This window comes from Arthrobacter mangrovi (assembly GCF_026011795.1).
GTDB classification, from domain to species: domain Bacteria; phylum Actinomycetota; class Actinomycetes; order Actinomycetales; family Micrococcaceae; genus Crystallibacter; species Crystallibacter mangrovi.
The window spans coordinates 374,488-388,497 of sequence record NZ_BRVS01000005.1; the positions used below are offsets into that span (position 1 = coordinate 374,488).

A 14,010-nucleotide genomic window follows, 5' to 3' on the forward strand; every position below is an offset into this window, starting at 1 on the left:
GGCTAGCGGACCCCGACGGGTTCCGGCTCGGGCTCGCGCGGCCCCGGCGCCGACAGCTTGGCACCTTCGACGTCCACATCCGGCAGGATCTTCTCCAGCCACCGCGGCATCCACCACACGGACTTGCCCAGCAGGTGCATCGCCGCCGGGATCAGCGTCATGCGCACCACGAACGCGTCCAGCAGCACCCCGAGCGCCAGCCCGAAGCCGATCGGCCGGACCATGGTCAGGTGCGAGAAGACGAAGCCGGCAAAGACCGAGACCATGATGATCGCCGCGGCGGTGACCACCTTGGCGCCGTGGTTGAAGCCGCTGACCACCGCGGCCCTGGCATCCTCGCCGTGCGCATAGGACTCGCGCATCCCGGAGACCAGGAACATCTGGTAGTCCATCGCCAGCCCGAAGAGCACGCCGATCAGGATCATCGGCAGGAAGCTCAGGATGGGGCCCGGATCATGCACGCCGAAGACGCTGGAGAGCCAGCCCCACTGGTAGATCGCCACCACGGCCCCGAAACTGGCACCGAGCGAGAGCAGGAATCCGGCGGTCGCCAGCAGCGGTACCAGGATGGAGCGGAACACCAGCAGCAGCAGGATCAGCGACAGCCCGATCACGATCGCCAGGTACACCGGCATCGCGTCCGCCAGTTTGTCGGACACGTCGATCTGCATGGCGGGCTGCCCGGTGACGGAAATTCCGACGCCGGTGCTCGCCTCGATACTGTCGGCCTGCGCCCGCAGGTTGTGGACGAGCTCCTCGGTGCTCTCGGCCGCCGGCCCTTCCTCCGGGATGACCTGCAGCGCCGCGGTGCGGCCGTCGTCGCTGGTTCCGAACGGCACCGCCGCCGTCACGTACTCCAGGCCCCGCAGTTCGCGGGAGACCTGCAGCAGCTTCTCGTCGGCCTCACTCCCCTGCAGCCCGTCCGGCAGGTCAGCCACGACCACCAGCGGGCCGTTGATGCCCTCGCCGAAGCTGTCGCCGAGCTGCGTGTAGGCGCGGTAGGCGGTGGAATCCGCCGGCTCCGAGCTGCCGTCGGGCAGCCCCAGCCGCAGCTGCGTGGCCGGCACCGCCATCACGCCGAGCAGCGCCACGCCGGCCACCAGTGCCAGCCACGGCCGGCGGGTGACGACCCGCGCCCAGCTCCGCTTGGGATCGTTCACCGACGCGGCATCCGCCGTCGTCGTTGCCGCGCTGCCCTCCGCGGGACCGGACATGCCCGCCCTGGCCCACGCCCGCTTCGAGAGGATGCGCCTGCCGATCACGGCGAGCATCGCCGGCGTCAGGGTGAGGGCAACGACGACGGCGACGGCCACCGTCGCGGCCCCGGCCAGTCCCAGCACGGTCGGAAACGGGATGCCGGGCACGGCGAGCGCCGCGAGCGCGATGATGACGGTCAGGCCGGCGAACAGCACGGCGTTGCCGGACGTGCCGGTGGCGCGGCCAATGGATTCCTCCAGCGGCATGCCGGCCAGCAGCTGGGAACGGTGCCGGTTGACGATGAACAGCGAGTAGTCGATGCCCACGGCCAGGCCCAGCATCAGCGCCAGCACCGGCGAGACGGAGCTCATCTCGACGACGCCCGAGAGCGCGATCGTGCCGCCGACGCCCACGCCGACGCCGACGATGGCCATGAGCAGCGGCAGGCCGGCCGCGATCAGCGTGCCGAGCATGATCACGAGCACCGCGGCCGCCACGGTGATGCCGATGATCTCGGCGGCGCCGAACAGCTGCGAGATGTCTTCGACGATGTCCTTGCTGTACTCGGCGTGCAGCCCGCTGACCAGCGCCGATTCGGTCATCTCCTGGACGGCCTCGCGGTCCTCCTTGGCGACCTCCATCATCGACTTCTCGAACTGGACCTGCATGACGGCGACGCTGCCGGTGTCGCTGACGAAGCGCACGCCCTCGGAGGACTGCTGCTGCAGCTTCGCGGCCTGAAGGTCGGCGACGCCGGACTCGTAGTCGGAGCGGCCGTCCTTCAGCTGCTGCTCGGCGTCGTCCAGCTTGGCCTCGGCCGCCTCGAGCTGGGCCTTCTGCGGCTCCAGCTGCGCGCGCTGGGCCTCCAGCTGGGCGCGGATCTGGGCCGCCATGGCGGGCTGTCCCGCGGCGTCGGCCTGGGCGGCCTGCGCCTCCGCGGCCTGCAGCTGCTCCTCGGCCGCGGCCAGCTGCGCCTTGCCGGGCTCGAGCTGCTGGCGTCCGGCATCCAGGTCCGCCTGGCCCTGCTCCAGCTTGGCCTTGGCCTCGTCGAGCTGGGCCTGGCCATCCTCGATCTGCTGCGGGGCGTCGTCCAGGGCGGACTGGAGCTCGAACGGATCGGTCGCGCTCTTGACCGCGTCGAGTCCGCCGAGGTCCTTGGCCAGCCGGGCGACCGCGTCCTGCTGTTCCTTGCTGAACTCCCCGCCGTCGTCCGTGCTGAACACGATGGTGCCCAGCCCGCCCGCGGCATCCGGCAGGCTGCCCTGCAGCTCGTCGAGCACCTGCTGGGACGGAGTGCCGGGAATGGAGAAGGTATTGGAGAGCGTGCCGGCGAAGGCGGCCACGGATCCGCCGATGGCCACCATCACCGCCAGCCAGGCCGAGATGAACCACCAGCGTTTGCGGGCGGCGAGTTTGCCGAGCGAATACAGCAGAGAAGCCATGGTCTAGGAGTCCTTGGGATCGTGGTTGATGCCGTTGATGTTGAAGCCGCTGCGGAGCAGGCCGATGCTCTCGAGCAGGTGGTTGTGGAATGACAGGGGGTCCGGGTTGCGCCCGGCGGCGGAGTCGGCGGCGGTCCGCATCGCCGCCTTCGCGCAGGCAACCAGCGACCCGGCGAGCGCGCGGACCAGCAGCTCGCCGGCGGCCGCGCCGAGCCTGACGGTCAGGCCGTCCTCGAGCTTCTGCTGGGCGCTGTTCCACAGCTGCAGCTGCATCCGCTCCAGCTGCGGGCTGTCCTCGGTCATGGCATAGACCTCGCACAGCACCGCCATCTGCTCGCGGCCCATGTCGCCGCCGAGGGTCGCCATGACCGCATCCACGATGGGCTCGTCCGCCGGGCGTTCGTCCAGCCGGCTGAAGGCCCCGTCGAGGAACTCCTCGATCGGACGGGCCACCGCCGCCTCGATGGAAGGAAAGTAGTTGAAGAAGGTCCGGCGGGAGACGCCGGCCGCATCGGCCAGGGTGTCCACGGTGAAGCCGCCGGGCCCCTGCTCGCGGGCCAATTTCAGGGCCGCGGCGGAAATGGCGTTCCGGGTGGCTTGCTTATTCAATTCGCGGCGGCTCGGTGAGGCCGCCGGAGAGGTTTCCTGCACCCGACAACTGTAGGGCCAAACTTGCACACAATGCAAACTTGCCCGGCATGCAACTGCTGCCTCCGCCAGCGCGGGGCCCATAAAGCGCCCCGGACGGTGCGCCGTCGAGCCGCCCTTGCCTGCCGGAGCACCATGGAGTGCACTGGGAGCCATGCGGTTCTTGCTCTGGATCCGGGCATTCGATGCCCGCTGACGCCCTTCAGGGAAACAACGACGACAGCGCGGGCGTCCGGCGTCCGCCCGCGGACTGGTTTGTGCTGCTGGAACGCGTCACGGCGGAGATTGCCGCACTCCTCGGCAACCGGCGGATTTGGCGGGACCTGCATGCCCGCGGCGCGGCCCTCGAATCGGAGGCGCCGGGCGGGCCGGCCACGTCCTGGCTGGCCGGGCTCTATTACCGGGACGCGGCGCTCGGCATCCGCCGGATGGTCGACGGCGACCGCCGCACCGGCTCGTTCAAGCAGCTGCTGCAGAAGATGGCCGAGGAGCCCAAGTACCTCGCCGAGGAATGGTTCCTCCACGGCAGCACCGGACCGCACCGCGAGGACCTGGCCGCGGCTTTCCGGGAGACGGCGGACCCCCAGCGCTTCGGCCACCTGAACCCGGCCGTCCCGCGCGCGGACCTCGCGGCGCTGTCCGGCCGTACCGCGGGCATCAAATGCTGGGTGGACCAGCACATCACCCATGCACAGCTGGATCCGCACTCGACCCAGCCTCCGCCGTCGGACATTGACGCGGCACTGGACCTGCTCGCCGCGCTGCTCGAGAAGTACACATTCCTGCTTCGACCCAATGGCGCGGACCCGGCTCAACCCGAAGGACCCGGCGGAGCGGAACCTATCCGCCCCGAAGGACCTGGCGCCGCCGGCGACTAGGGCAGAGGCCGGTCGCGCGCAGCCGAAGACCACCGGGCGGCGCAGTCCCCTCTGCGAAGCCGCCCGGCGGCCGGCATATTGATGACAGCGGCCGGTCGGACCGCCGCTACTTGCCGATGACGTCGCCGGCCCGGCGGGATTCGGCGGTGGCCAGCCGGTTCAGGGCCAGCGCACCGACGAGCAGGCCGAAATCGCGCAGCGCAACGTCGAAGAAGCCTGGCAGGACGAGCAGGTTGATGATGATGCCGAGGAGCCAGGCCGCCACGACGAGCGCGCCGATGCGCGGCCGCCAGGCGACGAGGATGCCGGCCAGGATCTCGACCACGCCGACGCCGTACATGAACTGCTGGGCGGAGACCGGGATGACCTGGGTGGCAACCGGGGCGAGGTACTGGGTCCAATCCGTGAGCAGGTTCGTGAACTTGTCGAGGCCGAAGAGAATCGGCGCGATGGTGAAGACCGTGCGGAGGAGCAGGAAGGCCTGGCGGACCGGGCTGTGTACGCCCGTGCGGGTGGCAATGCTGGGCTGGTGGGTAACCATGACCAATCCTTTCTAAAAGTAGTGGTAACTAACTTTAGAAAGCGTCGGCTGTTACGTCAATGGTTCTTGTTTTTAGAGTAGGATTTTTCCATGGGACACCGCAGCCATCCGGACGCCGTTACGGCCATCGCGGCCCTCGCGGACACCAACCGACGGTCCGTGTACGAGTTCGTCCTCGCCGCGGCCGCCCCGGTGAGCCGGGACGACGTCGCCGGCGCCCTCGGCATGGTCCGCGGCACGGCCGCCTTCCACCTGGACCGGCTGGCCCGCGAAGAACTGCTCACCGTCAGCTACCGGCGCCTGACCGGGCGCAGCGGGCCGGGCTCGGGCCGGCCCACCAAGCTCTACGCCCCCACCGTCCGCGAGGTCTCGGTCAGCCTGCCCCAGCGGCACTATGACCTGGCGGCCGAGCTGCTGGCAGCCGCCGTGGACGAATCGGCCCGGAGCGGAGAGCCCGTGCAGGAGACCCTCAGCCACGCGGCCGCACAGGCGGGCCGCGCCATCGGCGCCGAGGGCGCGCTGGAGGATTCACTGGCCCGCTACGGGTACCAGCCGGTGCGTGAAGACGACGGCAGCATCATCATGCGGAACTGCCCCTTCCACAGGATTTCGAAGACCCACACGGCCACGGTCTGCGGCATGAACCTCGACCTGCTCGCCGCCGCCACCGACGTGGCGGGGCAGAGCGGATCCACCGCCGTCCTCGATCCCGCGCCGGGCCGCTGCTGCGTCCGCATCCTCCCGCCGCCGGACTGAGCTATTCCTGCGGGCCGGATTCGCTCACGCTGAAGGCTCAGTTCGGCTCCAGCCGGGAATTACCTGCCTGGGACGCTCTCCTGCAGCAAGCCGCGGACCGTCCGGGGCACGGCACGGCTGATGTCCGACGCGGTGATGGGTCCTCCCGCGGAGGCTGCAGTGCCCGCGAGCCCGTGGACCGCGGCAGCCATGGCGGCGATGCCGGCCGCGTGGTCCGGCGGGTCGATGCCGGCCGCGTCCAAGTCCGCCGGATCGACGGTGGCCGCGAGTGCGCCGAGGATGCCGGCCAGCGTGTCCCCGGACCCGGCCGTGGCCATCCAGGGCGTGGCGTTGTCCTGGCTGAAGAGCGTGCCGGAGGGTGAGGCGATGACCGTCGCCGCGCCCTTGAGCAGCACGGTCGCCCCGGTCAGGCCGGCGGCGAGCGCGGCAAATTCCGACGGCGAGGCTTCCACCTGCTCGCGGGTCACCTCGACGTCCTGGCGGGCGAGGATCCGGACCAGCTCGCCGGCGTGCGGCGTCAGCACGACCTGCGGTCCCAGCTCGCCGGGCAGCTCGTCCAGCGCGCTGGCGTCCGCGACTACGGGCAGGCCGGAGGCGAGGGCATCAAGCACGCGCCGTGCCTGCTCCTTGTCCGTCCCGGTTCCCGGTCCCACGAGCCATGCCTGCACCCGGCTCTCCGCAACCGAGTCCGAACTGCTGCACACCGCCTCGGGCGTGGATGCGTTCACCAGCCGGCAGACGTCCCGCGGACCCAGGTAGCGGACCATGCCGATCCCGGCGGCCGCGGCCGCCTGGGTACACAGCAGCGCGGCGCCCGGGTACTGTTCCGAGCCGGCGACGATGCCGAGCACTCCGCGGGTGTACTTGTGCGAATCGCGTTCGGGCACGGGCCAGAGCCGGCGGAAGTCCGAAGGCTCCAGCCGTCGGAGCGCCGGCTGCGGCAGCTGCGGGCCGAGCCCGATGTCGATCGTTTCCACAGTGCCGGCGGCACCGGCCGCCGGCCCGGCGAGCAGGCCGGCCTTGGCTCCGCCGAAGGTGATCGTGAGGTCGGCGCGGAGCACCGGTTCGAACAGCTCCCCCGTGTCCGCCGAGGTGCCGCTGGGCAAATCGCAGGCCACCACGAGCGGGGCTCCGGCATCGGCGATGGCACGGACCAGGCCGGCGGCCGGGCCGCGCAGCGCTCCGGCCGCACCCGTGCCGAGGATTCCGTCCACCAGTACGTCCGCCCCAGCGCAGAGCGAGGCCAGTTCCGCGGCGTTCTCCTCCCGCAGCTGGAGGGCCCGGCCGCCGGCAGCCGTGAAGGTGGCCAGGGCCTCCGGGTGGCAGCGCGCGGAGGTGAGCACCGCCGTCGTCCGCACTCCCCTGCGGGCCACGGCGGCGGCGGCATAGAGGGCGTCCCCGCCGTTGTTGCCGCTGCCGGCGAGGACCACCAGCCGCGCGCCGGAGACCCGGCCGCGGCGCGAGCGCAGTGCCCGCAGCACGGACACGGCCAGGCCGTGGGCGGCCCGGGCCATCAGTGCCGGACCGTCGCCGGCCTCCAGCAGCGGCCGCTCGGCCTCGCGCACCTGCGCACCGGTCCAGGCGCGGATCATGTCCGGTCTCCACCCGGATGGAGGCCCCGCCCGTGCCTGCCTGGCCGGCCCGTCACGCGGTGCCTTCGCCTTGCCGCCGCAGCACGGCCGCCGACTTGCGCGGCAGTGTCAGCGCGCCGTCGAGCTTGGCGTCCGGGTCCGTCGCGAGCAGCAGCCGTCCCGGCCCGGCCTCAATCCTGCGTTCGTCCTCCGCGAAGTTGAATGCGACGGTGACGCGGCCGCGGCGCAGCAGCAGCCAGCGGCGGTCCTCATCGAAGTCCACGGCGACGGCCCGCAGGTCCGGGTTGGTCAGCTCCGGCTCCTGGCGGCGGAGCCTGATGAGCTCCCGGTACAGCTGCAGCAGGCGTGCATGGTCCCCCTCCTCCACTTCGGACCAGAGCAGCTTCGAGTTGGTGAACGTGCTCTCGTCCTGCGGGTCCGGAACGATCTCCGGGTCCCAGCCCATCCGCTCGAACTCGCGGAGCCGGCCTTGCGAGGTGGCCTCGCCGAGCTCCGGCTCGGGGTGCGAGGTGAAGAACTGCCACGGCGTCGACGCGGCGAACTCCTCCCCCATGAACAGCATCGGCGTGAACGGCGAGGTCAGGTTCAGCACCGCTGCCAGCGCCAGCGAGCCGTAGTCCAGGGTGGCGGACAGCCGGTCCCCCGCGGCGCGGTTGCCGATCTGGTCGTGGTTCTGCGTGCAGACCACCAGCTGCCGCGTCGTCACGTGCTCCTTGTCGATGGGCCGCCCGTGGTGGCGGTGCCGGAACGAGGAGTAGCTGCCGTCGTGGAAGAATCCGCCGGCCAGCACCTTGGCCAGCGCGCCGAGGGAGTCGAAGTCCGCGTAGTAGCCGGACGTCTCGCCGGTCAGGTTCACGTGCACGGCATGGTGGAAATCGTCGCTCCACTGGCCGTCCAGTCCGAGGCCGTTGCGCGTGCGGGACTCGATCATCCGCGGGTTGTTCAGGTCCGACTCGGCGACCAGGAACAGCGGCTTGCCCAGTTCGGCGGCGCAGGCGTCCGTGGCGGCGGAGAGCTCTTCGAGGATGTGGACGGCGCGCTCGTCGTGCAGGGCATGCACGGCGTCCAGGCGCAGGCCGTCCACGTGGAAGTCGCGGAACCACATCAGCGCGTTGTCCACGATGTACCGCCGGACCTCGTCCGACTCGGGCCCGTCCAGGTTGATCGAGTCGCCCCAAGGGTTGGAGCCGGCGGCGGCAAAGTAGGGGCCGAACTGCGGCAGGTAGTTGCCGCTCGGACCCAGGTGGTTGTACACCACGTCCTGGATCACGCCGATCCCCTGCCGGTGCGCCGCGTCCACGAAGCGCTGGTAGGCGGCCGGACCGCCGTAGCTTTCCTGGACCGCGTACCAGAGCACGCCGTCATACCCCCAGTTGTGGGTGCCGTTGAAAGCGTTGACGGGCAGCAGCTCGACATGGTCCACGCCGAGCCCGGCGAGGTAGTCCAGCTTTGCCGCCGCCGCGTCCAGGGTGCCCTCGGGCGTGAAGGTTCCCACGTGCAGCTCGTAGATCACCCCGCCGCTGAGCCCCGGCGAGCGCCAGCCGGCGTCCGTCCAGGAGTGCTGCGCTGGGTCGAAGGTCCGCGAGAGGCCGTGCACGCCGTCCGGCTGGCGGCGCGAGCGGGGATCGGCGACCGGCTTGTCCGCGCCGTCGATCCGGTACCCGTAGTCCACCTCGCCCGCGGGCACGGCGGCGTCCTCCGGCAGCCGCCACCAGCCGCCGTCCGCGCGCTCCATGGCGTACTGCCGTCCGGCGGCGAGCAGTTCCAGCGACTCGGCCCGCGGCGCCCACACATCGAAGCGGCTCATGCTTCCTCCTCCCGGACCAGCAGCGCCACCGGCAGGTTCCCGAAGACCTCGGCGGCCGGCAGGGTCCCGGTGCTCTTGTACCAGAGGCCGGTCAGCTCGTCCCGGTAGCGTCCGGGCGGAAGGACGACGGCGGTGTCCCGCCAGCCGCCCGCCCGGCGCAGTCCCAGCGGCAACCGGGTGGCGAGCGTGACCGCGCCGCCCCGGTCGAAGGCGAAGAGGTGGTCCGCGGCGGCACCGGTGGCCGGGACGGCCCGGTAGCCGCTGAAGAGCTCCTGCCGGTCCCGGCGCAGCTGCAGCGCGCGGGAGACCACCAGCATCTTGGCCGCCGCGCCCTCGTCCACGGCCGGCAAGGCTCCGGATTCCTGGCCCTTGAGCGACTGCTCCCGTGCGGCGAAGTCCACCGGCCGGCGGTTGTCCGGATCCACCAGCGAGTGGTCCCAGAATTCGGTGCCCTGGTAGACGTCCGGCACGCCGGGCATGGTCAGCTGGACGAGCTTGGCGGCCAGCGAGTTGCTCCAGCCGGCGCCGCGCACCTTTGCGGCCAGGTCCTCCAGGACCGAGCGGACCGCAGGGTTGTCGAAGGCCGCGTCCACGGCCGCATGCAGGCGCCGTTCGAAGTCCTCATCGGGCCGCACCCACGTCGTGGAGTTGCCCGCCTCCCGCGAGGCCTTCTCGGCGTACGCATGGGCCCGTTCACGGCTCAGCGGCCATGCCCCGAGCAGCGCCTGCCAAAGCAGGTCCGCCAGCGGCAGGTCGCCGATGGGCGCCGCTTCCTCGAGCCGGGACAGCGCTGCCGCCCACTCCCCGGGCAGCTCGGAGAGCACGCTGATGCGGGCCCGCGTGTCCTCGCTGCGCTTGGTGTCATGCGTGGACATCGCCGTCATGGCGAGCGGGGCGTGCAGTTCGCGCAACAGCAGCCGCTGGTGCAGCTCGTTCGGCTCCAGCGAGAAGATGGACGGGTCGGCGCCGACTTCGTTGAGCGAGGTCAGCCTCGGGTAGCGGTAGAACGCGGTGTCTTCCACGCCCTTGGCCATCACCATGCCCGAGGTCTGCTGGAACCGCACGGCCAGCTCGGTCAGCCCGTCCTGCGGCGAGAGCAAACCCTGCAGGGCGGCAATGGTCGGCGCAAGATCCGGCCGGCGGACCTGGGCCGCGATGGCGGCCTCCTCCAGGTACTCCGCGCCGTCCGGCAGGTAGCTGCGGTAGACCGGGAAGCACGTCAGCAGCTCGGCCAGCGCGTCCTCCGCCGAGTCCTCGGCCAAGTCCGCCTCCGCGGGAATGAGCCGGACCAGGCGCAGCACCTCGGAGCGGAGCATGCCGTCCGTGATGGCGCGCTTGGTCCCGTGGATCATTTCCGCGAAAGGCTCCGCCGGAGCGGCCGCTTCCAGTTCCGCCCGGCCGGCCGGATCGGTAAAGAGCCGGTCCACGTCCGCGAGCGCGTCGTACCCGGTGGTGCCCTGGCACTGCCAGCGTTCCGGCAGCCGCTCCCCCGGCTCGAGGATCTTCTCCACGAGCACGTAGGCGCCGCCGGTCAGCCGGTGCAGGTCCTCCAGGTAGCCCGCGGGGTCGGCCAGCCCGTCCGGATGGTCGATCCGCAGCCCGTCCACCAGCGACTCGTCGAACCAGCGTCTGACCTCGGCGTGCGATTCCTCGAACACCCACGGCACTTCCACCCGCACGCCGGCGAGCGTGTTGACGCCGAAGAACCGGCGGTAGTTCAGTTCCGAGTCGGCCCGGCGCCAGTTAACCAGCTCGTAGTGCTGGCGGTCGTGGACCTCGCGGGCCGAGGCGCCGTCCTCGGCAGTGCCTGCCGCGACAGGGAAACGGTGGTCGTAGTAGTGCAGTTCGCCCCCGGCCAGCTTGAGCTCGTCCAACTGTGCGTCGCCGTCGCCCAGGACCGGAAGCCGGATCCGGCCGCCGGCGGCGTCCCAGTCCACATCGAAGGCCTCGGCGTAGCGCGAACCGCGGCCCTCGGCCAGCAGCGACCACCACCAGCGGTTCTGCGCCGGGGTGGCGACACCCATGTGGTTGGGCACGATGTCCACCAGCACGCCCATGCCCGCGGCGTGCGCGGCGTTTGAGAGCGCCTTCAGGCCCTCGGCACCGCCGCGCGCCGGATCCACGGCAGAGAAATCCGTGACGTCGTAGCCGTGGTCCGAGCCCCGTTCCGCGGTGAGGATCGGCGAGAGGTAGACCCAGTCCGCCCCCAGCCGCCGCAGGTAGGGAACCCGTTCCGCCGCGTCGAACAGCGTGAACGACGGGCTGATCTGCAGCCGGTAGGTGGACAGCGGCGTCCTCATGCGGTGTCCTTCCGGCCGCCCTTTTCGTCAGCCAGCACCGCCAGCGAAGCGGCCACCGAGTGGTCCGGTTCCTCCGGCGGCGGGGTGTGGGCCCGCAGCACCACCATGGACTTGGCCTGGACCGAGATCTTCTGTCCGGCCGCGACAGGCTCCGAGTCCGCGTATTCGCCGCCGGTGTCGATGACCTCGTCCCACTTCGCCGAGTAGTCCTTCGAGGGCAGCACGAAGTCCACCGCCACGTCGTCCGCGTTGAAGTAGATCAGGAAGTTCAGGTCCGTGATCGGCTGGCCCCGGTCGTCCCGGCCCCGAATGCCCTGGCCGTTCAGGAAGACGCCGATGAACCGCCCGATCGGCGAGTCCCAGTCCTCCGGCTCCATCGGCGTGCCGTCCTGGGTCAGCCACGCGATGTCCGGCAGGGCCTCGCCCTCGCCGCGCCGCACCGGTCGGCCGTCGAAGAAGCGGCGGCGGCGGAAGATCGGGTGCTCGGACCGCAGCCGGTTCACCGCGGCGACGAACTCGAGCAGCGGCTGGTCCACCTTGCCCCAGTCGATCCAGGACAGCTCCGAGTCCTGGCAGTACACGTTGTTGTTGCCCTGCTGGGTCCGCCCAAGCTCGTCGCCATGCGCGATCATCGGCACGCCCTGGCTCAGCAGCAGCGTGGCGAGGAAGTTGCGCTGCTGCCGCGCCCGCAGCGCCAGCACGTTCGGATCGTCCGTGGGCCCCTCCGCGCCGCAGTTCCACGAGCGGTTGTGGGACTCGCCGTCGTTATTGTCTTCCCCGTTGGCCTCGTTGTGCTTCTCGTTATAGGACACCAGGTCCCGCAGGGTGAAGCCGTCGTGCGCAGTGACGAAGTTGATCGACGCGACCGGGCGCCGGCCGGAATCCTCGTACAGGTCCGAGGAGCCGGTGATCCGGGATGCGAACTCGCCCAGCGTGGCAGGCTCGCCGCGCCAGAAGTCGCGTACCGTGTCCCGGTACTTGCCGTTCCACTCCGTCCACAGCGGCGGGAAGTTGCCGACCTGGTAGCCGCCGGGGCCGATGTCCCACGGCTCGGCGATCAGCTTGGTCTGCGACACCACCGGGTCCTGCTGGCAGAGTTCGAAGAAGGTCGACAGCCGGTCCACATCGTAGAACTCGCGGGCCAGGGTGGACGCCAGGTCGAAGCGGAAGCCGTCCACGTGCATCTCGGTGGCCCAGTAGCGCAGCGAGTCCATCAGCAGCTGCAGCGCATGCGGGTGCCGCACGTTCAGCGAGTTGCCGGTGCCCGTGTAGTCCATGTAGTACTGCTGCTCGTCCTCCATCAGGCGGTAGTAGGCCTGGTTGTCGATACCGCGGAAGGACAGGGTGGGGCCCAGGTGGTTGCCCTCGGCCGTGTGGTTGTAGACCACGTCCAGGATGACCTCGATGCCGGCCAGGTGCAGCTCGCGCACCATCGCTTTGAACTCCTGGACCTGCTGTCCGGCGTCGCCCGTGGAGCAGTACGTGTTCTGCGGGGCGAAGAAGCCGATGGTGTTGTAGCCCCAGTAGTTGGACAGGCCCTTGTCCTGCAGCGTGCTGTCGTTGACGAACTGGTGCACCGGCATCAGCTCGATCGCGGTGACGCCCAGTTTCTGCAGGTGCGCGATCACCGACGGGTGGGCCACGCCGGCATACGTGCCGCGCTGCTCCTCCGGCACGTCCGGGTGCAGCTCGGTCAGGCCCTTCACGTGCGCCTCGTAGATCACCGAGCGGTGGTACGGCGTGCGCGGCTTGCGGTCCCCGTCCCAGTCGAAGAAGGGGCTGACCACCACGCCGAGCATCATGTGCTCCGCGGAATCCTCGTCATTGCGCGAGTCCGGGTCGCCGAAGTTGTAGCCGAACAGCGGCTGCGCCCAGTCGATCTCGCCGCTGACCGCCTTCGCGTACGGGTCCAGCAGCAGCTTGTTCACGTTGCAGCGCACGCCGCTGGCCGGATCGTACGGCCCGTCGATCCGGTAGCCGTACTTCTGCCCGGGAAGAATCTGCGGCAGGTAGGCGTGCCAGACATAGCCGTCCACCTCCCGCAACGGCACGCGCGTCTCCGTGCCGTCGTCGTCGAACAGGCAAAGGTAGACGGCGTCGGCCACTTCGCTGAAGATCGCGAAGTTGGTGCCGTTGCCGTCATAAGTGGCTCCGAGCGGATAGGCGTCTCCGGGCCATGCTTCCATCAACTGCTCCTGACATTTGGGGATTGTCTGTTCCTTTCTTACCGCATCCGGGTGACACTTTCGTGTAATCCGCCTAACGCGTAACACGTACGACGCCGGCCTGCCGCCCGCCGTCGTACCTTCCCGTGCCGTCGGAGCAGGTGCAGCCTTGCGGACGTGCCCGGTCGGGGGCACACTCATGCAAAGCGGCAGGTGGCCGCCAAGGGGGTGGAAGACCGTGGGAGGACGTGTGGGCGCCGGCAGGCAGGCGTGTTTGGCAGCGGCCGCCGCCTTGCTCCTCGTGGGCTGCCAGGCCACGCCGGCTCCAACCGTCATTGACGAGTCGCGCGCCGATTCCTCCGCGCCGGATGCTTTCAGGAACCGGACGGCGCTGCCGCCCTGCCCGGACGTGGTGCTCGACCAGGGGAAGAAGCTCGGGGCCGAAGCCCTCGAGTGCCTCGAACGGGGGTACACGGAAAACGGGGCGGAACTCGCCGTAGCCCGACCCACCGTCGAGGGGGACATGGTCGTGCGCTACGCCCGGGTCACCACGCATGCTCCGGCGCTGCAACTCTTCCATGACTCCACTCGCGACAAATTCGGCAGCGGAGAGTGGACCGAGGCGTCCTGTCCTCTGCCCCAGGGGCAGGACAGCATCGCGGCATGCCTGGGCATCGAATGAGG

At 70.4% G+C, this 14,010-nt stretch carries 10 protein-coding genes; 3 read left to right on the top strand and 7 right to left on the bottom strand.

Translation table 11 applies throughout. The features are described 5' to 3' along the window. Positions 1-2: 2 nt before the first annotated feature. Positions 3-2,639: an MMPL family transporter gene (locus AHIS1636_RS07735; RefSeq protein WP_264795230.1), complete on the bottom strand. Its 2,637-nt coding sequence runs from the start codon at positions 2,637-2,639 to the stop codon at positions 3-5. A 3-nt stretch (positions 2,640-2,642) separates the two neighbouring features. Then, positions 2,643-3,290, bottom strand: a complete 648-nt coding sequence (locus AHIS1636_RS07740) for a TetR/AcrR family transcriptional regulator (RefSeq protein ID WP_264795231.1) — start codon at positions 3,288-3,290, stop codon at positions 2,643-2,645. A 182-nt stretch (positions 3,291-3,472) separates the two neighbouring features. Here AHIS1636_RS07740 and AHIS1636_RS07745 point away from each other — a divergent pair, with 182 nt between their 5' ends. Further along, on the top strand, positions 3,473-4,165 hold the full coding sequence (locus AHIS1636_RS07745) for a hypothetical protein (protein WP_264795232.1): 693 nt from the start codon (positions 3,473-3,475) through the stop codon (positions 4,163-4,165). Between the two features lie 106 nt (positions 4,166-4,271). On the opposite strand, the gene AHIS1636_RS07750 is transcribed toward AHIS1636_RS07745, so the two are convergent. Beyond that, a complete protein-coding gene (locus tag AHIS1636_RS07750; protein ID WP_264795233.1) occupies positions 4,272-4,706 on the bottom strand; it encodes a hypothetical protein in 435 nt (144 codons plus the stop codon). Between the two features lie 90 nt (positions 4,707-4,796). Here AHIS1636_RS07750 and AHIS1636_RS07755 point away from each other — a divergent pair, with 90 nt between their 5' ends. Beyond that, on the top strand, positions 4,797-5,462 hold the full coding sequence (locus tag AHIS1636_RS07755) for a helix-turn-helix transcriptional regulator (RefSeq protein ID WP_264795234.1): 666 nt from the start codon (positions 4,797-4,799) through the stop codon (positions 5,460-5,462). 59 nt (positions 5,463-5,521) lie between these two features. On the opposite strand, the gene AHIS1636_RS07760 is transcribed toward AHIS1636_RS07755, so the two are convergent. From AHIS1636_RS07760 to glgX, 4 genes are read right to left on the bottom strand one after another with little or no spacing between them, the layout of a single operon-like run. After that, positions 5,522-7,054 carry an NAD(P)H-hydrate dehydratase gene (locus AHIS1636_RS07760; RefSeq protein ID WP_264795235.1) on the bottom strand — a complete coding sequence of 511 codons (1,533 nt, stop codon included), beginning with the start codon at positions 7,052-7,054 and terminating at the stop codon, positions 5,522-5,524. Between the two features lie 52 nt (positions 7,055-7,106). After that, a complete protein-coding gene (treZ, locus tag AHIS1636_RS07765) occupies positions 7,107-8,861 on the bottom strand; it encodes a malto-oligosyltrehalose trehalohydrolase (protein ID WP_264795236.1) in 1,755 nt (584 codons plus the stop codon). Then, a complete protein-coding gene (gene treY / locus AHIS1636_RS07770; RefSeq protein WP_264795237.1) occupies positions 8,858-11,161 on the bottom strand; it encodes a malto-oligosyltrehalose synthase in 2,304 nt (767 codons plus the stop codon). The genes treZ and treY overlap by 4 nt, the downstream gene beginning before the upstream one ends. Continuing rightward, positions 11,158-13,347: a glycogen debranching protein GlgX gene (glgX, locus tag AHIS1636_RS07775; RefSeq protein ID WP_264795238.1), complete on the bottom strand. Its 2,190-nt coding sequence runs from the start codon at positions 13,345-13,347 to the stop codon at positions 11,158-11,160. The genes treY and glgX overlap by 4 nt, the downstream gene beginning before the upstream one ends. A 217-nt stretch (positions 13,348-13,564) precedes the next feature. Here glgX and AHIS1636_RS07780 point away from each other — a divergent pair, with 217 nt between their 5' ends. After that, on the top strand, positions 13,565-14,008 hold the full coding sequence (locus tag AHIS1636_RS07780) for a hypothetical protein (protein ID WP_264795239.1): 444 nt from the start codon (positions 13,565-13,567) through the stop codon (positions 14,006-14,008). Positions 14,009-14,010 lie beyond the last annotated feature (2 nt).

Excerpts from the sequence above, each read along its gene's own strand:
- treY (WP_264795237.1), bottom strand. The coding sequence starts at position 11,161 with ATGAGGACGCCGCTGTCCACCTACCGGCTGCAGATCAGCCCGTCGTTC.
- AHIS1636_RS07750 (WP_264795233.1), bottom strand. The coding sequence starts at position 4,706 with ATGGTTACCCACCAGCCCAGCATTGCCACCCGCACGGGCGTACACAGC.
- AHIS1636_RS07735 (WP_264795230.1), bottom strand. The coding sequence starts at position 2,639 with ATGGCTTCTCTGCTGTATTCGCTCGGCAAACTCGCCGCCCGCAAACGC.
- AHIS1636_RS07745 (WP_264795232.1), top strand. The coding sequence starts at position 3,473 with ATGCCCGCTGACGCCCTTCAGGGAAACAACGACGACAGCGCGGGCGTC.
- AHIS1636_RS07755 (WP_264795234.1), top strand. The coding sequence starts at position 4,797 with ATGGGACACCGCAGCCATCCGGACGCCGTTACGGCCATCGCGGCCCTC.
- AHIS1636_RS07760 (WP_264795235.1), bottom strand. The coding sequence starts at position 7,054 with ATGATCCGCGCCTGGACCGGTGCGCAGGTGCGCGAGGCCGAGCGGCCG.
- treZ (WP_264795236.1), bottom strand. The coding sequence starts at position 8,861 with ATGAGCCGCTTCGATGTGTGGGCGCCGCGGGCCGAGTCGCTGGAACTG.
- glgX (WP_264795238.1), bottom strand. The coding sequence starts at position 13,347 with ATGGAAGCATGGCCCGGAGACGCCTATCCGCTCGGAGCCACTTATGAC.